The sequence below is a fragment of the Geodermatophilus chilensis genome (assembly GCF_002802985.1).
In the GTDB taxonomy this organism is placed as follows: domain Bacteria; phylum Actinomycetota; class Actinomycetes; order Mycobacteriales; family Geodermatophilaceae; genus Geodermatophilus; species Geodermatophilus chilensis.
Genome location: NZ_NVPT01000111.1, coordinates 1 through 19,000, shown reverse-complemented (window position 1 = coordinate 19,000; position 19,000 = coordinate 1). Strand labels below are relative to the sequence as shown.

Annotated in this window: 17 protein-coding genes; 13 read left to right on the top strand and 4 right to left on the bottom strand. The window is 75.7% G+C overall.

Annotated elements, in window-relative coordinates:
- Window positions 1-177: 177 nt before the first annotated feature.
- On the bottom strand, window positions 178-903 hold the full coding sequence (locus CNO22_RS17935) for a hemerythrin domain-containing protein (RefSeq protein WP_100500659.1): 726 nt from the start codon (window positions 901-903) through the stop codon (window positions 178-180).
- Window positions 904-1,059: 156 nt separating this feature from the next.
- Here CNO22_RS17935 and CNO22_RS17930 point away from each other — a divergent pair, with 156 nt between their 5' ends.
- The 5 genes from CNO22_RS17930 to CNO22_RS17910 all read left to right on the top strand — a co-directional run bounded on the left by CNO22_RS17930 (window position 1,060) and on the right by CNO22_RS17910 (window position 7,032).
- Window positions 1,060-1,854 carry an alpha/beta fold hydrolase gene (locus CNO22_RS17930; protein WP_100500658.1) on the top strand — a complete coding sequence of 265 codons (795 nt, stop codon included), beginning with the start codon at window positions 1,060-1,062 and terminating at the stop codon, window positions 1,852-1,854.
- Between the two features lie 7 nt (window positions 1,855-1,861).
- A complete protein-coding gene (locus CNO22_RS17925; protein WP_100500657.1) occupies window positions 1,862-4,135 on the top strand; it encodes a SpoIIE family protein phosphatase in 2,274 nt (757 codons plus the stop codon).
- Between the two features lie 69 nt (window positions 4,136-4,204).
- Window positions 4,205-4,558: a hypothetical protein gene (locus CNO22_RS17920; RefSeq protein WP_100500656.1), complete on the top strand. Its 354-nt coding sequence runs from the start codon at window positions 4,205-4,207 to the stop codon at window positions 4,556-4,558.
- A 196-nt stretch (window positions 4,559-4,754) separates the two neighbouring features.
- Complete coding sequence (locus CNO22_RS17915) at window positions 4,755-5,921, top strand: acyl-CoA dehydrogenase family protein (RefSeq protein ID WP_100500655.1); 1,167 nt, start codon at window positions 4,755-4,757, stop codon at window positions 5,919-5,921.
- A gap of 25 nt (window positions 5,922-5,946) precedes the next feature.
- Complete coding sequence (locus tag CNO22_RS17910; protein WP_100500654.1) at window positions 5,947-7,032, top strand: acyl-CoA dehydrogenase family protein; 1,086 nt, start codon at window positions 5,947-5,949, stop codon at window positions 7,030-7,032.
- Between the two features lie 133 nt (window positions 7,033-7,165).
- On the opposite strand, the gene CNO22_RS17905 is transcribed toward CNO22_RS17910, so the two are convergent.
- Complete coding sequence (locus tag CNO22_RS17905) at window positions 7,166-7,786, bottom strand: hypothetical protein (RefSeq protein WP_100500653.1); 621 nt, start codon at window positions 7,784-7,786, stop codon at window positions 7,166-7,168.
- A 57-nt stretch (window positions 7,787-7,843) separates the two neighbouring features.
- Complete coding sequence (locus CNO22_RS17900) at window positions 7,844-8,464, bottom strand: antibiotic biosynthesis monooxygenase (RefSeq protein WP_100500652.1); 621 nt, start codon at window positions 8,462-8,464, stop codon at window positions 7,844-7,846.
- Between the two features lie 517 nt (window positions 8,465-8,981).
- On the opposite strand from CNO22_RS17900, the gene CNO22_RS29725 reads away from it, so the two are divergent.
- The 6 genes from CNO22_RS29725 to CNO22_RS17875 all read left to right on the top strand — a co-directional run bounded on the left by CNO22_RS29725 (window position 8,982) and on the right by CNO22_RS17875 (window position 15,309).
- Window positions 8,982-9,110: a hypothetical protein gene (locus CNO22_RS29725; RefSeq protein WP_269799607.1), complete on the top strand. Its 129-nt coding sequence runs from the start codon at window positions 8,982-8,984 to the stop codon at window positions 9,108-9,110.
- An 86-nt stretch (window positions 9,111-9,196) separates the two neighbouring features.
- On the top strand, window positions 9,197-10,969 hold the full coding sequence (locus tag CNO22_RS17895; protein WP_232807140.1) for a chorismate-binding protein: 1,773 nt from the start codon (window positions 9,197-9,199) through the stop codon (window positions 10,967-10,969).
- A gap of 166 nt (window positions 10,970-11,135) precedes the next feature.
- Complete coding sequence (locus CNO22_RS17890; protein WP_100500650.1) at window positions 11,136-12,779, top strand: APC family permease; 1,644 nt, start codon at window positions 11,136-11,138, stop codon at window positions 12,777-12,779.
- Window positions 12,780-13,038: 259 nt separating this feature from the next.
- On the top strand, window positions 13,039-13,551 hold the full coding sequence (locus CNO22_RS17885) for a universal stress protein (protein WP_100500649.1): 513 nt from the start codon (window positions 13,039-13,041) through the stop codon (window positions 13,549-13,551).
- Between the two features lie 111 nt (window positions 13,552-13,662).
- On the top strand, window positions 13,663-14,148 hold the full coding sequence (locus tag CNO22_RS17880) for a cation:proton antiporter regulatory subunit (protein WP_100500648.1): 486 nt from the start codon (window positions 13,663-13,665) through the stop codon (window positions 14,146-14,148).
- A 6-nt stretch (window positions 14,149-14,154) separates the two neighbouring features.
- Entirely contained in the window at window positions 14,155-15,309 is a 1,155-nt protein-coding gene (locus CNO22_RS17875) for a cation:proton antiporter (protein ID WP_100500647.1), read from the top strand.
- Between the two features lie 70 nt (window positions 15,310-15,379).
- On the opposite strand, the gene allB is transcribed toward CNO22_RS17875, so the two are convergent.
- Window positions 15,380-16,771, bottom strand: coding sequence for an allantoinase AllB (allB, locus tag CNO22_RS17870; RefSeq protein WP_232807139.1), 1,392 nt, complete (start codon window positions 16,769-16,771; stop codon window positions 15,380-15,382).
- Between the two features lie 351 nt (window positions 16,772-17,122).
- Here allB and CNO22_RS17865 point away from each other — a divergent pair, with 351 nt between their 5' ends.
- Window positions 17,123-17,863, top strand: coding sequence for an alanyl-tRNA editing protein (locus CNO22_RS17865; protein WP_100500646.1), 741 nt, complete (start codon window positions 17,123-17,125; stop codon window positions 17,861-17,863).
- A gap of 199 nt (window positions 17,864-18,062) precedes the next feature.
- Window positions 18,063-19,000 (top strand): DUF222 domain-containing protein (locus CNO22_RS17860; protein WP_100500645.1); only part of this gene is annotated, 938 nt, incomplete at its 3' end.

Here is a 19,000-nt window from a genome sequence, read left to right as displayed (position 1 = left end):
GCTCATCGGTCAGATCCGAGGGATAGGCCGGGGAAGAGCCCATGAACCAGCCTGACTCACCGCTCGACCCCTGTCACCCCCGCTTTCTAAACACGTTCTAACGCGGGAGACGGTGCCCTGGCCCCGTCCAGGGGCCCGCCCCGAGCTTGCGAGGGGTGGGGAGGACGGGGTCCTCTTTCAGCGGCTCGGTGGCGCGCCGCGCAGCCGGACGACGGCCGCGCGGTGGCGGCGCCGGCCGACCAGCCGCCAGGCCAGCCGCGCCGACGCCGGCAGTCCGGCGAGCAGCCGTGCGCGGTCGGCAGCGCTCGCGTCCTCGAGCGCCAGGCCGAGCACCAGCGTGCGCTCGCGGCGCGACAGCGGGCAGCGCGCCGCCCGCGTGACCTCCGCCCACGCCGCGGGGGAGAGGTGCGCGGCCAGCAGCGGCAGCAGGTCGCGCTCCTCCTCGGCGGTCTGCGCGTCGACGGCGTCGGCGAGGTCCAGGCAGGCCAGCGTGAAGGCGTCGCGCGCCCTGCCCGAGGCGGCGACCGCCCACTGCCGCGCGGCGGTGGAGAGGCCGCGCAGCCGGTCGTCGAGGCCGGCGACGTGGGCGGTCCACCGCGCCACCTCCGGCCGGGCCGACGGCGCCGCGCGCAGCAGCGCCGGCCAGAGCAGCTCGCGCTCGACCGCGTGGTGGTGCAGCAGCAGGCGGCCGAGCAGGTCGGCGTGCCGGGTGAGGTCCCGGGTCCGGTCGGCGTCGCCGGCCGGGGCCCACGCGGACAGGTCGGCCAGCAGCCGCAGCTCGCGGCGCACGAGCCGGTGCAGCACCAGCTCGGAGGCGACCGCGCGGGAGGTCGGGACGTCGTCCGGGGAACCGGCCGGGGCCGTCGGGGCAGGGGAGCGGCGGAGCGCCGCGGGGGCGGTCATGGCGCACCTCGGGAGGGCGGGGTCCGGGACGCCGTGAGCGTAGGGACGGCGGCTCCGGGTGCGACAGGGCTCTCGGTCCCTGTCGCGTCCTCCGGCAGGTCACGACTCGCGGGCGGGGGAGGGACAGGAGGGCCCTGGGGTGGTTACGTTGCGGTCGTGAGGGTGATCGCCCGGAACCGGGTCCGCGTGAGCGGGGTCGCCGACGGGCGGCCGATGGTCTTCGCGCACGGGTTCGGGTGCGACCAGGAGATGTGGCGCCTCGTCGCCCCGGCCTTCGCCGTCGACCACCGCGTCGTCCTCTTCGACCACGTCGGGTCGGGCGGCTCGGACCTGTCGGCCTACGACCCGGAGCGCTACGGCTCCCTGCACGGGTACGCGGCCGACGTCGTGGAGATCTGCCGCGAGCTCGGGCTCGACGACGTCGTCTTCGTCGGGCACTCGGTGAGCGCGATGATCGGCGTGCTGGCCGCGGCGCGCGCCCCGGACCTGTTCGGCGCGCTGGTCATGGTCGGGCCCAACCCGCGCTACGTCGACGACGGCGACTACACCGGCGGCTTCTCCCGGGAGGACATCGCGGCCCTGCTGGAGTCCCTCGACAGCAACCACCTGGGCTGGTCGGCCGCGATGGCCCCGGTGATCATGGGCAACCCCGACCGGCCGGAGCTCACGGCCGAGCTGACCAACAGCTTCTGCCGCACCGACCCCGACATCGCCCGGGACTTCGCCCGCGTCACCTTCCTCTCCGACAACCGCGCCGACCTGCCCGGCGTCCGGGTGCCGACGCTGGTGCTGCAGTGCACCGAGGACGCGATCGCCCCCGAGGCGGTCGGCCGGTACGTGCACGCGCAGGTGTCCGGAAGCGTCTTCACCCAGCTGGCCGCCACCGGACACTGCCCCCACCTGTCGGCGCCGGAGGAGACGACCGCCGCGATCCGGGCCTTCCTCGGATAGCGCCGTCATGGACGAGCCGCGGCGACCGGACCCCCGGGAGGGTCCTGCCGGGCTGCGCCGGCTGCTCGAGGACGACCCGGCCGACCTGTACGAGAACGCCCCCTGTGGGTACTTCTCCGCGCTCCCCGACGGGCAGGTGGTCAAGGCCAACCGGACCTTCTGCGAGTGGACCGGGCGGCCGGCCGGCGAGCTGATCGGACTGCGCTTCCAGGAGCTGCTCAGCATCGGCGGGCGGGTGTTCTACGAGACCCACCTGGCCCCGCTGCTGCGGATGCAGGGGATGGTGCGGGAGGTCGCGCTCGACGTCGTCCGCTCCGACGGGTCGCTGCTGCCGTGCCTGCTCAACGCCGTCGAGGTCCGCGGCGACGACGGCGCGCCGCGGCTGGTCCGGGCGACGGTGTTCGAGGCGACGTCCCGGCGGCGGTACGAGCGGGCGCTGCTGGCCGCGCAGCGCGCGGCGGCGGAGTCCGAGCGCCGGGCGCACACGCTGCAGCAGGTCGTGTCGGAGGTGTCCGCGGCGTCCTCGGCCCGGGACGTGGCCGAGGTGATCGTGCGGCGCGGCCGGGAGGCGGTCGGGGCCAGCGGCGCGGCGCTGTGGCTGGCCGCCGAGCGGCGGTCGACCCGGCGGGCCGAGCCGTCGGTGCCGCCACTGGAGCTGGCCGCCGCCGACGGGATCGGCCCCGAGCTGCTGGAGGCGATGGAGGCCGCGGCGCTCGGCGGCGCGGAGCTGGTGCGCGACGGCGGGGTGCACACGGTGCCGCTGGGTGCCGGGCTGCGGTCCGTGTGGCCCTGGCTGGCCGCCGCGATGGAGGACGCCGGGCAGGAGGCGCTGGTCGTCGTCCCCGTGGACGCCGACGCCCGGCACCTGGGCGCGCTGGTGCTGCTGCTCGGGGTGACGGGGGACACCGGGCTGATCGACCTCACCCCGCCGGGCGAGCGCGGCCAGCTGGTGCAGGCCGACGCCGACCTGCTGGCCACCGTCGGCCACCAGGCGGGCCAGGCCGTCGAGCGGGTGCGGCTGTACGAGGAGACCGCGCGGCACGCGGAGGGCTCGGCGTTCCTGCTGGACGCGGCGCGGCTGATGGCCTCGGCCGGGGACGTCCTCGAGACCGCCGAGCGGCTGGCGGAGCTGGCGGTGCCGCGGCTGGCCGACGTCTGCGTCATAGACCTGACCGCCGAGCACGGGTTGGTCCGGGCGGCCGCGCGGCACGGCGACCCGGCACGGCGGGACCTGGCCGCCGCGCTGGGGGGACGCCACCTCCCGTTCCACGAGTCACCGCACCCGGCCGTGCAGGCCATGGAGCTGGGCCGGACGCTGTGGATCCGGGAGGTGACCGACCGGTGGCTCGCGGAGATCACCGTCAACGAGGAACACCTGGGCGTCGCGCGGGCCCTCGAGCTGGTCAACCTCGTCTGCGTGCCGCTGCTGGCCGACGGGCGCGCACTCGGCGTCCTCACCCTCGGCAGCGACCGGCGGCGCGGGCCGTTCACGCCGGCCGACATCGAGGTGGCCGAGCAGCTGGCGCTGCAGGTGTCGCAGGTGGTGGACAAGGCGCAGCGGCTGGAGCTGGAGACCCGGACCTCGCACACGCTGCAGGCCAACCTGCTGCCGCCGGCGCCGCCGCCGGTACCGGGGCTGGCGGCCGCCGTGCGCTACCTGCCGGCCAGCCGGGGGGCGGACGTGGGCGGCGACTTCTACGACGTCGTCCCGCTGCCGGGCGGGCAGGTGGCGCTCGCGGTCGGGGACGTCGTCGGGCACGACATCACCGCCGCGGCGGTCATGGGCCAGCTGCGCAGCGTCTACCGGGTGCTGCTGGCCGACCGGCCGCCGCCGAGCGCGGTCATCGGCCGGCTGCAGGCGGGGTGGTCGCTGCTGGGCCTGCAGCGGATGGCCACCGCCCTGTTCGGGGTGCTCGACCCGGGCACCGGCCGGCTGCGAGTGGCCTCGGCCGGGCACCTGGCGCCGCTGCTGGTCGGCTGCGGGACGGCGGAGCTGCTCGACGTGCGGCCCAGCCGGATGCTCGGCGCCCCACCGGCGCCGGGCCCCGCCGTGGAGTGGGCCGGTGTGCTGGCGCCGGGGGCGACGCTGCTGCTCTACACCGACGGGCTGGTGGAGCGCCGCGACGCCGACCTCGACGAGGGCCTGGCCGCGCTGATGGACGCCGCGCGGCGGGCCGGCACCACCGACCCCGACGAGCTGTGCGACCGGCTGCTGACCGAGCTGGCGAGCGGGGTGCGGGCCGACGACGTCGCGTTGCTGGCGATCAGCCGGCGCCCGTGACACCTAGCGCGGGGTGCTCCCCGCGCGCGACCATCGGGGGCAGGGCACGTGCGGGCGCGGGAGGCGGCCATGGAGCGTCGACCCAACCCGGTGACCGAGTCGATCGACGGGGCCACCGGCGACATCACGATGTCCGGCGACGCGATGCGCTGGTCGCCGGAGCTGGCCGACGGGCAGGCCCGTGCGGGGGACCCGCCCGGCGCCCTCCCCGGCGTGGACGTCGCCGCCGGCTTCGGCGCGCTGCTCGGCCTCGACGGCCCGGGGGTGCGGCGGCTGGTGTCGGGCGCGGTGACCTCGCTGGCGACCGTGGCCGGGGACGTCGTCGCCGAGCTGCGCCAGCTCACCCGCGGTCCCGAGGACGACGAGGGCGAGGAGGACGGCGGCGCGCCGCCCGACGTCCCGCCCCCGTCGTCCGACCCGTGACGGCACCCGGGTGACCCGGACAGTTGTGCGCTCATGGGGGTGTCCGCAGCTGCTGACACCCCCTCTGAGTGCACGACGACCGTGCGGCTCCCGCTGGCCCGGACGCTCGCAATCTGTCCTGACCACGTGCGCGCCGATCTCGGTGCACCTGTAGAACCAGGGTGCACAGCCACACCGACGTGGGGAGTCGCACCGCATGAGCAGTTCGCTGACCCTGGCGCCCGCGCCGCCGTCCGAGGCCGCCGAGGAGGTCCGCGCGCAGGTGCGGGAGTTCCTGGCCGAGGAGCTGGCCGCGGGCACGTTCACCACGCACGTCGACACCTGGCTGTCCGGTGTCGACCCGGCGTTCTCCCGCAAGCTCGGCGAGCGCGGCTGGCTGGGGATGACCTGGCCGAAGCGGTACGGCGGGCACGAGCGCTCGGCGATGGAGCGCTACGCGGTGACCGAGGAGCTGCTGGCCGCCGGCGCGCCGGTGGCGGCGCACTGGATCGCCGACCGGCAGTCCGGCCCGAACCTGCTGCGCTACGGCACCGAGGCGCAGCGGCAGGCGATCCTGCCGCGGATCGCCGCGGGGGAGTGCTACTTCGTCATCGGCATGAGCGAGCCGGACTCCGGCTCGGACCTGGCCTCGATCCGCACCCGCGCGGCGCGCAACGCCGACGGCGACTGGGTGGTCAACGGTGCCAAGGTGTGGACGTCGAACGCCCACCACTCGCACTACGGGATCGTGCTGGTGCGCACCGGCCCGCCCGGCGAGGGGCCGCGCGGCAAGCACCAGGGGCTGACCCAGCTGCTGGTCGACCTGTCGCTGCCCGGGATCGGCATCAACCCGATCCGCATCCTCGACGGCGGCCACCACTTCAACGAGGTCGTGTTCGACGACGTCGTCGTCCCCGGCGACATGCTGCTCGGGGAGGAGGGCGCCGGCTGGCACCAGGTGACCGCGGAGCTCGCCTTCGAGCGGTCCGGGCCCGAGCGGTTCCTGTCGACCTACCCGCTGCTCGCGGAGTTCGGCCGGCGTGCCTGCGACACCGGCGACCACGCGCAGCTTGCCACGCTGGGCCGGCTCTCGGCGCGGCTGCTGGCGCTGCGCCAGCTCTCGCTGCGCATCGCGGCGGCGCTGGACCGCGGCGAGCTGCCCGACATCCCCGCGGCGCTGGTCAAGGACGTGGGGACGACGTTCGAGGCGGACGTCGTCGACGAGATCCGCCGGGTGGTCGAGGTGACGCCGTCCCTGGACTCGCCGGACCCGGTGGGGCGGGCGCTGGCCGAGGCGCAGCTGCACGCGCCGGGGTACACGCTGCGGGGCGGCACCAACGAGATCCTGAGAGGGATCGTGGCGCGTGGGCTGGGGCTGCGATGACGACGGCCGAGCGGGAGGCACTGCGATGAGCGACCAGGACCTGGTGGTCGAGACCGTCCGGGACATCCTCGCGGGCCACGAGCCGTTCGCCCTCACCGCGGACAGGGCCTGGGACGCCGGGCTGTGGGCCGACCTGGCCGAGGCCGGGCTGACCGGGGTGGGGCTGCCGGAGGAGGCTGGCGGGTCCGGCGGTGAACTGGCCGACGCGGTGGCCGTCGTCCGCACGCTGGCCGCCGGCGCGGGGGCGGTGCCGGTGGCCGAGCAGCTGCTGGCCGCGGGTCCGGCGCTGCTGGCCGCCGACCTCGACCTGCCCGACCCGGCCGAGCCGCTCACGCTGGCGGTCGCCGGGGCGGTCACCGCCGAGCCGTCGGACGACGGCGACGGGCCGGGGCGCTGGACGCTGACCGGCACCGCGACCGACGTCGCGTGGGCCGGGGTGGCGCGGCACGTCGCCGTCCTGGCCGCGGCGCCGGAGGGCGTCGAGGGCGCGGTGCTGGCGCTGGTGGACGCCGAGGGGCTGGCGACCAGCGACGCGCGCAACCTGGCCGGCGAGCCGCGCGGGTCGCTGGTGCTCGGGGGCGCCGCGGCGTCCGGCGCGCTGCTCACCCCCGCGAGGGCCGGTGGGATCCGGGCCCGGTACGCGCTGGCGCGGGCGGTGCAGCTGGCCGCGGCGCTGGAGCAGGTGCTGGCCTGGACGGTGCAGTACGCCGGTGAGCGGCAGCAGTTCGGCCGGCCGCTGGGCAGGTTCCAGGCCGTGCAGATGGAGCTGGCGCAGATGGCCGGGGAGGTGACGGCGGTGACCGCGCTCGTCGACGCCGCCGTCCAGGCCCTCGACCGTGCCACCGACCCGGCCGCCCACGACGTCGTGCTGGCCGCGGCGGCGGCGAAGGTGCGGGCCGGTGCGGCGGTGGAGGTCGTGGCGCGGCTGGCGCACCAGGTGCACGGCGCGATCGGGTTCACCCAGGAGTACCGGCTGCACCACCTGACCCGGCGCTGCTGGTCCTGGCGCGACGAGGCCGGCTCCGAGCTGACGTGGTCGAAGGTGCTCGGCGTCGGCCTGCTCGCCCAGGGCGGCGACGGGCTCTGGCCGGCGTTGACCCGGGTGGTCTGAAAGAGGACCCCCTTGCCCCCGGCCCCCTCCCGGGGCCCGCCGCGAGCGTGCGAGCGGTGGGGAGGAGGGGGTCCGCTCACTGCGGGGAGGCCGCCACGGGCCGGCCGGGGCGACCCCGGTCGGCCCGCCGCGGTCACCCGGTCTCGGGGACCCGCAGGTGGGCGAGGACGAGCTCGAACTCGGCCACCTCCAGGACCTCGCCGTCCACCGCGGCGGCAAACTCCTCGCGGACGGCCGTGGCGTCGGTGCGGGAGCGTTCCAGGGTCAGTCGGTCGGCGTAGGTGACCGAGCCGGCGGCCCGCCCCTCCCGGCGGTCGACGAGCAGGCTGGCGCTGCAGAAGCCGTCGAGCTCCTCGAGCCGCGGCAGCAGGCCGGTCCGGTGGGCCTCGACGACCTGGTCCACCCGGCTCGGGTCGGTCCGGGTCCAGGTGACCCGGGTGCAGGCGCCGTCGGGTGCCTCGTGCACCCGGTGGACCAGGACGATCTCCCAGGTGTGCAGCTCCACCGGCCCGCCGAGGACCTCGGCGAAGCGGGCCCGCAGGGGCCGCAGCTGCTCGCCGGTGCCGGTCATGGCGGCCTCGTCCTTCCAGGACGTGGTCGCGATGCAGCGCCCGGAGTCGCGGTCGGCCAGCATCGACAGCCCCACGTAGCCGGGCAGCCCCTCGACGGCGGGCATGACCCGGTCCCGCAGGAAGGCGACGCCGTCGTCGATCGCCGCCGGGTCCCCCCGGACGGTGGTGGTGCGTGCGTACACGTGCTCTCTCCTCTCCCCGCGGGCCGGCCGGGGCGGTCCCGGCCGGCTCCGCCGGGGTCACGCGGTCTCGGGTACCCGCAGGTGCGCGAGAACGAGGTCGAACTCCCGGACGTCGGTGACGGCCAGGCCCAACGCCGGTGCGAACTCGTCGCGCAGTGCACGGGCGTTCTCGCGGGTCTCGATCATGTCCTCCCTGCTGTCGTAGGTGACCGCGGAGACGGCCATCCCCTCGGCCGCGTGCGTCATCAGGCTGACGCTGCAGAAGCCGGCGAGGTCGTCCAGCCGTGGCAGGAGGCTCATCCGGAAGCCGTCGATGGCGCGCTCCATGCCGTCGGGGTCACCGCGCAGCCAGGTCACCCGGGTGCAGGCGCCGTGGTGGGCCTCGTGCCGGCGGTGCATGGCCGAGACCTCCCACTCGTGCACCTCGTACTCGCCGCCGAGAACCTGCACCGCCCGGTCGCGCAGCGGTCGGACCCCCTCGGCGCTGGCCTGCATCGCCTCCCGGTCCCGCCAGGACGTCGTCACGATGCACATCCCGGTCTCGTGGTCGGCGAGCATGGACAGGCCGATGCAGCCCTCCATGCCGCGGACGGCGGGCATCACCTCGTCGCGGACGACCTCGATCCCCGCGTCCACGGACCGGGGGTTGCCACGGATGGTGGTCGAGCGTGCGTACACGGCACCGCTCCTCTCCAGATGGTGGAGTGCTGGGACGGCGGTGCTCCCGCGGCATCGCCGCGCCGCCCAGCGTCCTCGGGACCGCAGCGCGTGGCAACGACCTGCCGCGTCGCGCGGGGCGCCGGTCCCGGCGGGGCCGGCGACGTCCACGCCGACGTCCGCCTGCAGCCGGGGCTGCCGCCGCGACATGCGGGTCAGCGTGCTCCACGCCCGGCCGCAGGACGTGGGCCGCGGTCGTGCTCGAGGCTCCGGCTGGGAGCGGGCCGCACCGGTACGGGGTCGTCGCGCACCGGTCGCCGCGGCGAGGCGGACCCGTACCGTCCTCGCGGTGTACGACACGACCCCCTGGAGCGGCTGCAGGTCAGCGACCGCGGCGAGCCCGAGCTGCTCCAGCGGCCGGCCACCGGCCAGGGGGACGGGCCGTGACGGGCCGGCGCTCGACGTCCGAGGAGGCACCCGTGTCCCCAGCGTCCACCCCCGTGCTCAGCCGCACGAGCGCCCGGGCATCGTGGGCAGGGTGAACTCGTTCCTGTTCGAGCACGGCTCCGACGTCGCCGGGCATCGGCAGGTCGACGCCGCGGTGCGTGGTCGGGTGTCCCTGCGGACCGCGCTGCTGGACGGCTCCAGCAGGGTGGTCCTCCGCTGACCGGCACGGCGCCGGCCTCGGCGGCGTGGGCGCGCTTCGACGACCTGCGCGCCGGCACGGCGGTCCGGTGTCCCGCACCGCACCGCGTGCTCGTCGCCGAACGCCCCGACCAGGTGGTCGACGTCCTGGCCGAGGTCGAGCGGGCCACCGACGCCGGGCAGTGGGCGTTCGGCTACGTGGCCTACGAGGCGGCGGCCGGGCTCGACCCCGGCCTGGCCGTGCACCCGCCCGCGGCGGACGGGACGCCGCTGGCCTGGTTCGGCCTCTGCGACGAGCCGGTGCCGGTGCCGCCGCTGGACGCCGGGCCGGAGCCCCCGTGGGCCGCCGAGTGGGAGCCGACGTGGACGCCCGCGGAGCACGCCTCCGGGGTTGCGCGGGTCCGGGAGCGGATCGCGGCCGGCGACACCTACCAGTGCAACCTCACCGTCCGGATGGCCGGGCGGGTCTCGGGCGACCCGTTCGGGCTCTACCGCGCCCTCGCGCTGGGCCAGCGCGGCTCCCACAACGCCTACCTGGACCTCGGCCGCTTCGTCGTCGCGAGCGCCAGCCCGGAGCTCTTCTTCGAGTGGCGCGGCGACCGGGTGCTGCTCCGGCCCATGAAGGGGACCTCGCGGCGCGGCCGGTACCTGCGCGAGGACGCGGCGCTGGCGCACCGGCTGTCGGCCAGTGCCAAGGAGCGGGCCGAGAACCTCATGATCGTCGACCTGGTGCGCAACGACGTCGCCCGCGTCGCCCGGGTCGGCAGCGTGGACGTGCCCGCCCTCTTCACGGTGGAGCGCTACGGGACCGTGCTCCAGCTGACGTCCGACGTCACCGCGCAGCTGCGTCCGGGCACCGGCCTGGTGGACCTCTTCCGGGCGCTGTTCCCGTCCGGCTCGGTCACCGGGGCGCCCAAGGCCAGCTCCATGGCCCTCCTGCGCGGCCTCGAGCCCACGCCCCGCGGCGTCTACTGCGGCGCCATCGGCCTGGTCGGCCCGCCGGACGCGCCGGTGCGGGCGCGGTTCGGCGTCGCCATCCGGACCGCGGTGGTGGACACCGCCTCGGGTACCGCGGTGTACGGCACCGGTGGCGGCATCACCTGGGACTCGGAGGCGGCGGCCGAGCACGCCGAGGTGCTGGCGAAGGCGGCCGTCCTGTCCTGGCACCCCGAGGAGTTCGAGCTGCTGGAGACCATGCGGTACGAGCCGGACGGGGGGCTGCGCAACGAGGACGGTCACCTGCGGCGGCTGGCCGACTCCGCCGAGCACCTCGGGTTCGCGCTCGACCGGCCCACCGTGGTGCGGCACCTGCGGACCCGGCTGGCCGGGTGCGGCCCGGCCCGGGTGCGGCTGCGCCTGCGACGGGACGGCGCGACGGCGGTCGACGTCGAGCCGTTGCCCGCGCCCGCGCCGGGTCCGGTCCGGCTGGCGATCGACGGGGAACCGGTCGACTCCGGCGACCTCCGGCTGCACCACAAGACCAGCCGGCGCGAGCCCTACGACCGCCGTCGCCGACGGCGGCCCGACGTCGACGACGTCGTCCTGGTGAACGAACGCGGCGAGGTCACCGAGGTCACCACGGCCAACCTGGCCGTCCGGCTCGACGGCCGGTGGTGGACACCACCCCAGGAGTCGGGGTGCCTGCCCGGGGTCGAGCGGGCCCGGCTGCTGGGGCTGGGCATGCTGCGGGAGCGCGTGGTCCCCGTGGCGGACCTGGTCCGCGCGGAGGAGGTCGCCGTCCTCAGTTCACTGCGTGGATGGCGGTCCGCCACGCTGGTGCACGACGCGACGGCCCCGGCCGATCGGTCAGGAGCGCCCGGCGCCGCTCCGGAGGCGTCCGGGGAGAGCCGGGGCAGTGATGGCGGGGCGGTCTCCACGTGAGTCGGATCACCTCTGCGAGCCGTTTCGCCGACCACGACGGCCGCGAGTTCCGCCCGTCGAGCCCCGCCGAGGACCACGAGACCAGGCCCGTGTGGCACGACACCGCCCCTGGGCCGGTTCGCTGGTTCCAGGGCAGCCCCCCACCCCTCCAGCGGACGGACAGCCCATGAGTGCGCACACCACGCAGGACGACGACTCCCACCTCGCCGAGTTCGGCTACAGGCAGCAGCTCGACCGGAGCATCGGCAGGTTCTCCAGCTTCGCGGCCGGGGTCAGCTACATCTCGATCCTGACCGGCACGTTCCAGCTGTTCTACTTCGGCTTCGGTGCCGGCGGCCCGGCCTACCTGTGGTCCTGGCCGATGGTCTTCCTCGGTCAGCTGATGGTGGCGCTCTGCTTCGCCGAGCTGGCCGCCAGGCACCCCGTGGCGGGGTCGCTCTACAACTGGACCAAGCGGCTGGGCAGCCGGACGACCTCGTGGATGACCGGCTGGATGATGCTGACGGCCTCGATCGTGACGTTGTCGGCGACCGTCCTGGCCTACCAGATCACGCTGCCCCAGCTGTGGCCGGGCTTCCAGGTCGTCGGTGACGGCACGGGCACCTACGACTTCGCCGTCAACGCCGTCATCCTCGGCAGCGCCCTCATCCTGTTCACCACGCTGGTGAACGTCTACGGCGTGAAGCTCATGGCGCGGATCAACAGCGCCGGCGTCGTCATCGAGCTGGGCGCGGCTGTGCTGATCATCGTGATCCTGGCCGTGGCGATGACCCGCAGCCCGGTCGAGGTCCTCACCGACACCGCCGGCACGGGGGAGGGCCGGGACCTGGGCTACCTGGGCGCCTTCCTCGTCGCCTCGCTGGCCTCGGCCTACGTGATGTACGGCTTCGACACCGCGAGCTCGCTGGGCGAGGAGACGATCGACCCGCGGGGCACCGCGCCCAAGGCCATCGTCCGCGCCGTCATCGCCTCGTTCGTGCTCGGCGGCCTGATCCTGCTCTTCGGCCTCATGGCGGTGCAGGACCTCGACGACCCGCAGCTGTCCTCGAGTACGGGCGGCCTGCAGTACGTGCTGCTCCAGGTGGCGGGCACCGGGCTGGGCAAGGTGTTCCTCGCCTGCATCGTGGTCGCCATCACCGTCTGCTGCCTGGCGGTGCACACCGCGACGATCCGCATGATGTTCGCGATGGCGCGGGACAACAACCTGCCGTTCAGCGCCCGACTGGCGAAGGTGGATCCCAAGCGCAAGACGCCGGTGGTGCCCGCGATCGTCATCGGCGTCCTGTCGATCAGCATCCTGGTGATCAACATCCGGCAGCCGCAGATCTTCACGGTGATCACCAGCATCGCGATCATCATGGTCTACCTGGCGTACCTGCTGGTCACCGTGCCGATGCTGCTCAGCCGGCTGCGGGGCCGCTGGCCGCTGCCCGGTGAGCGCGCCGACGGGAGGTACTTCTCGCTCGGCCGCTGGGGCCTGCCGGTCAACGTCCTCGCGGTGCTGTGGGGCGCCGGCATGGCGCTGAACCTGGCGTGGCCGCGACGGGAGATCTACAACGCCACCGAGCCGTACCGCTGGTACCTGCAGTGGGGGGCATTCGTCTTCATCGGCGCCATCGCGCTGGTCGGGCTGGCGTACTACCTGCTGCGGGCCCGGCACGACAGCGGCGTGCTGCCTGAGCACGCCGTTGACCGGGGGCCGGCTGCGTCGGGCCCGTCGGGTCTCGGCGCCGAGGTCCCGGCCGTACGCCTCGGCGAGCCGAAGGAGGATCCAGGGCGCGCCGACGCGGCGGTGGACGGCGTCCGCTGACCCCACCTCCTCCGCACTGCGCCCGGCCAAGTCCCCGCCGGATCGACGAGCAGGTCTGCGAGGCCTGTGAGCGGAGCCGGCCGGCCACGTCGTCCCGGGCCTGCGCCACAGGGCGGCGTCCCGGTCCCGTCCGGGCACCACAGCGGGGAGCTCCACGACCGGCTGACGCAGCGCCTGTCCCGAGGACCGGGTCGACGGTCGCGGACGACCCGGGCCTCGGCCACCGGAGGTGCTGCCACCGCGACGGTAGGTTGCGTCCATGACCGAGGCGATCGACGTGGAGTTCGACGACGAGGGCGTGACCCGGGTGGCAGACGTCCCCGGTGGGGTCCTGGTCGGGCACGACGGGTCGGACTGCGCGCAGGAGGCCCTGCAGTGGGCGGCGCGGCTGGCCGCCCGCGCCGGGTACCCGCTGCACGTGCTGCGCGCCTGGAAGATCACCACGGCACCGCGGCCGGCGACCTGGGCGCCGGGCTACATCCCCCCGTTCGAGGACTTCGAGAAGGCGGTCCGGGCCGACCTGGAGGCCGACGTGTCCGCCGCCGCCCTGGACCCGTCGCTGTCGGTGACCTGCCACGTCACCCACGGCACTGCCGTGCGCGGGCTGATCGAGTCGGCGGCCCGGGCCGACCTCCTCGTGGTCGGCGCCCGCGGCCGCGGGGGCTTCACCGAGCTGGTGCTGGGCTCGGTGAGCGACCAGTGCGTGCGCCACGCCCCCTGCCCGGTCACCGTCGTCCGGAGCGGTACCGGAGCTGCCCACGCCGGCGCCTGATCGTCCGGGCTGCCGCTGCGCATCACGCCCGCGGGCCTGGAGTGGCCGGACCGACCACCGACGCGCCCGCAGACCGGCGGGGGCCGGCCTGCGGTCTGACACCATGCGGCCGTGGACCTGGAGGAGACACTGCTGCCGGGCGTCGGTGTGCGGTACCGGCTGCGGACCCGGTCCGGCGAGGTCCTGGCCATCGTCCTCGGCCGGGACGGCACGGCCGAGGTCGCGGTGTACGACCGTCGCGACCCCGACCGGGCGCGCGGGGTGCTGCGGCTCCAGCCGGACGAGGTCGACGCCGTCGCGGAGGTGCTCGGCGCTCCCCGGCTGACACAGCGCTTCGCTGACCTGTCCCGGGAGGTCCCGGGGCTGGAGTCGGGCCGCTTCCCAATCCGCGGGGGCTCGCGCTTCGCCGGCCGCCCGCTGGGTGACACGCGGGCCCGTACGCTGACCGGCTGTTCCATCGTGGCGATCGTGCGGGACGCCGACGTCGTCCCCTCCCCGAGCCCCGGCGACCTGCTGCACCCCGGGGACGTCGTCGTCGCCATCGGGTCGGCGCGCGGGCTGGCGGACCTGGAGCGGCACCTGGACGAGCCCGCGTAGGTACCGGTGGACCACGTCGCCCAGCTGCTGCTGGAACTGGGCCTGCTGTTCTGCGGTCTGTCCCTCATCGGTCTGCTGGCCCGCCGCCTGGGCCTGTCGTCGGTGCCGTTCGTCCTCCTGGCCGCGCTGGCGCTGGGGGAGGGCGGGATCGCCCCGCTCACCACCTCCGAGCCGTTCATCGAGGCGGCCGCGGAGGTCGGCGTTGTCCTGCTGCTGCTCGCGCTGGGCCTGGAGTTCACCGCGGAGGAGCTGTTCGCCTCGCTGCGGCACCACGGCCCCTCGGGCGTGGTGGACCTGCTGCTCAACGCCCCGCCGGGCTTCGTCGCGGGGCTGCTGCTCGGCCTGCCGTGGCAGGGCGCGCTCGCCCTGGCCGGGGTCACCTGGATCTCGTCGTCGGGCATCATCGCCCGGCTGCTCGGCGACCTGGGCAGGCTGGCCAACCGGGAGACCCCCGCGGTGCTGTCTGTGCTGGTCCTGGAGGACCTGGCGATGGCGCTGTTCCTCCCGCTGCTGGCCGTCGCGCTCGCCGGCGGGGGACCGACGACCGCGGTGGCCGGCATCGCGCTGGCCGTCGGCGCGGTCGGGTTGGCGTTGCTGGCCGCCCAGCGGCAGGGCCACCGGCTCGGCCGGATGCTGGACTCGGACGACGACGAGCAGGTGCTGCTGCGGCTGGTGGGTCTCACGCTGCTGGTGGCCGGGCTCGCCCAGGCGGCGGGGGCGTCGGCGGCGGTGGGCGCCTTCCTCGTCGGGCTGGCGCTGCCGACCACGGTGGCCGACCGGGCGCGGGCGGTCCTGGGGCCGCTGCGGGACCTGTTCGCGGCCATCTTCTTCGTCGCCTTCGGGCTGTCCACCGACCCGGGCGCGGTGCTGCCCGTGCTGCCCGCCGTCCTGCTGCTGGCCCTGGTGACCGCCGGGACCAAGGTCGCCACCGGCTGGTTCGCCGCCCGGCGGGACGGGGTGGCCGTGCCCGGGCGGCTGCGCGCCGGGACCGCCCTGGTGGCCCGCGGGGAGTTCTCCGTCGTCATCGCCGGGCTGGCCGTCGCCGCGGGGGTCCCGGAGCTCGGGCCCGTGGCGACGGGGTACGTGCTCGTGCTGGCGGTGGCCGGCCCCGTGCTCACCCGGTTCGCCGAGCCGCGCGGCAGGTCCGCCGCCCGGGCGTGAGCGGCCGGCGTGCCCCTGTGACGAGGGGCGCCCGGCCGCGGCGCTCCCAGGATGCTGCCGACGTCGGGCGTCAGTTCCGAGGGCGGCACCTGTCGGGCGGTGTCGGTGGTCGTGCTGCTCCCCGGGTCAGGAACCGCCCGCGCGGCCCGGAGCGGAGGTCGACCGGCCTGCCGCGCAGCCAGGTGCTGCGCACGACGCCGTCCAGGCGGCGGCCGGCGTACGGCGTGACGGGGTGGCGGTGCTCCAGCCGGGCGCCGTCGACGGTGGTGGACTCGTCCGGGGCGAACACGCAGAGGTCGGCGTCCGCCCCGACCGCGAGCCGGCCCTTGGCGCGCAGGCCGGCGAGCCGGGCGGGCCGCTCGGACATCCACCGCACCACGTCCGACAGCGAGTGCCCGCGCGGGCGGGCCTCCGTCCAAACCGCAGCCAGGCCGAGCTGCAGGGAGCTCACCCCGCCCCAGGCGAGACCGAAGTCGCCGACGTCGAGCCGCTTCACCTCCGGGGTGCACGGCGAGTGATCGGAGACCACGCAGTCGACCACGCCCTCGGCCAGGGCCTGCCACAGCCGGTCCCGGTTGCCCGCCTCGCGGATCGGTGGGCAGCACTTGAAGGCGGTCGCGCCGTCCCGGATCTCCTCGGCGGTGAAGGAGAGGTAGTGCGGGCAGGTCTCCACGGTGATCGGCAGTCCCTCGGCGCGCGCGTCGCGCAGCAGCGGGACGGCGTCGGCGCTGGACAGGTGCAGGACGTGCGTCCGTGCCCCGGTCCGCCGGGTCGCCGCCACCACCGTGGCGATCGCCCGGTCCTCGGCGGCGCCGGGCCGGGAGCGGAGGAAGTCGGTGTACCGGCCGCCGGAGGGCGCCGGAGCGCCGGCGATGGTGGCCGGGTCCTCGGCGTGCACGATCACCAGTCCGCCGAAGGTCGCCACCTCGCGCAGGTGCTCCTCCAGCCCGGCCGCGCTCAACGGCGGGAACTCCGGCACCCCGGAGTCCAGCAGGAAGCACTTGAACCCGAAGACCCCGGCCTCGTGCAGCGGGCGCAGGTCGGCGAGGTTGCCCGGGACGGCGCCGCCCCAGAACCCGACGTCGACCCAGCACCGGCCCGCGGCGGCCTCCTTCTTCACCGCCAGCGCCGCCACGTCGACCGTCGGCGGGACGCTGTTCAGCGGCATGTCCAGGATCGTGGTGACCCCACCGGCGGCGGCTGCCCGGGTGGCGGTCGCGAACCCCTCCCACTCGGTGCGACCGGGCTCGTTGACGTGCACATGGGTGTCGACCAGGCCGGGCAGCAGCACCTCGTCGTCGGCCAGCTCGACCACCCGGGCGCCGTCGAGCCGCTCGGCCAACGGCACGACGGCGGCGATCCGGCCGTCGGTCACGCCCACGCACACCGCGGCCTCGCCCGTCGGGGTCACCGCCCGCGGCGCCCGGAGGACCACGTCGAACCGACCGTCGGTCCCGCTCACCGCCCGGCTCCCACCCGGCAGGCGCGCCGGCCACCGGGTGCGGGGAGGTCGACCCGGAGGGGGACGCGGTCCGGTCGGGGATCGGTCACGTCGACGCTCCTCGGAGGGTGGGGTGCTCGCGCACGATCCGGCCCGCCGGCACGAGGCGCCTCCAGCGGAGGCGCGCTGCTCGCCGGCGGCTCGGCCGCGCACAGGACACCACCATGACCGGCCGGGCGCCCGCGGTCCACGCGCGCCGGCGGGCCCGCGTCCCGGGGGACCCGGCTCGCCCGCCCCGGGGACCCGGTGGGCCGGCGTGCACGGTGGGACACGCGGTGGCCGCCGTCCGCCCGCACCGGGCAGCATGCCGGGGTGACCACCGCAGGCCACCACCACGGGCACACCCACCGCCTCGACCTCACCGACGCCACCGTCCGGGAGTGGGACGCGACGGTCGTCGCCGCCGACCCCGAGCAGGGCGTCGTGCTCGACCGCAGCGCCTTCTACCCCGGCGGCGGCGGGCAGCCGCCGGACGAGGGCGTGCTGCTCTGGGGCGGCGTCCGCACCCGGATCGCCGGCACCCGCAAGGGCGACGAGCTCTACCTCGTCCCGGTCGAGGGGGACCCGCTCCCGCCGCCGGGCACCGCCGTCCGTGGTGCCCTGGACGACGAGCGGCGGACGGCGCTGATGCGCACGCACTCGGGCCTGCACGTGCTCACCGGCGTCGTCCTGCGCGACTTCGGCGCAAAGGTCACCGGCGGCAGCATGGAGCCGCTGACCGCGCGGATGGACTTCGACCTGGCCGAGGTGCCGGCCGACTTCAAGGACCGCGTCGCCGAGGCGGTCAACGCCGAGATCGCCGCCGACCGGCGCATCGAGGTGCGGACGCTGCCGCGTGCGGAGGCCTACGCGATCCCCGACCTGATCCGGACGGCGACCGATCTGGTGCCCCCCGACATCGAGGAGGTCCGGATCGTCGACATCGTGGGCCTGGACCTGCAGGCCGATGGCGGCACCCACGTGGCCTCGACGTCGATGGTGGGCCGGGTCGAGGTGACCAAGGTCGAGAACAAGGGCCGCGGGTTCCGCCGGCTGCGCATCCGGATCGTCTGACGACGTCCTGAGCGAGGGGGCGGGTAGCCGTTGCAGACCGCTGGAGCGGTGCTGCGCGGCGACACCGGTGGGGCAGATCGGGGTGGGTGTCAAGAGGGTCAGCGGATCTGTGGACAGGCTCCTGAGCTGCGGATCGGGTTGATCAGGGTCGTCGGGCCGGTTAGATTTCGAACACCTGACCGAGTCGGTGGGAGGTGTCGTGGACGAGCTGCTGGCCTCCCTGGACACCCTGGCCGCCGAGGACCTGGCGCCGTTGTTCGGCCCGGCGCTGCTGGAGCGGCTGCGGCCGTTGCTGGCCGCGCAGAACCGGCTGGCCGCCGAGCTCGCCCGCACGGTCCGGGAGTGCGAGGTGTCCGGTGCGGCGGAGGGCGACGGGCTGAAGTCCATGGGCTCGTGGCTGTGCGGGCACGGGCACCTGTCGGCCCGTGAGGCGGCGCGGGTGGTGCGCACCGGCCGGGCGCTGGAGCACCTGCCGGCCATGGCCGCCGCCTTCGCCGCCGGGCAGGTGACCGGTGAGCAGGCCGGGCTGATCGCGCGGGTCGCCGAGCCCGAAGCGCTGGCCGCCGCCGCCGCGCAGCACATCGACGTCGCCGTCATTGACGCGGTGCTCACCGGGGTGGCCACCGCGCAGCAGTGCGCCGAGACGGCCAAGGCGGTGCACCACTACCTGGACCGGCTGGATGAGGACGGACCCGAACCGGACCCGACCGAGGGCCGCCGGCTGGTGCTCACCAGGCACACCGACGGGTCGATCACCGGCCGCTTCGACCTCGATGCCGTGGGCGGGGAGAAGCTGCAGACCGCACTGGAGTCGCTGGTGCAGGCCGGCCGCGGCGCCGGCGACGAGCGCACCAGGGCGCAGCAGCAGGCCGACGCGCTGGTGCAGCTCGCCGACAACGCCCTCGCCTCCGGGGCGCTGCCCACCCTGCGCGGGCACAAGCCCCAGGTGATCGTCAAGATCGACGCCGAGGACCTGGTCAACCCCGCCACCGGCCGGGGGGCGGCCGACATGGGCTTCGGCGCCATGATCTCCGCTGCCCGCGCGCGGTGGCTGGCCTGCGACGGGCAGGTCAGCCGCATCGTCATGGGCCCCGACGGGATGCCGCTGGACCACGGCCGCACCGTGCGCCTGTTCCC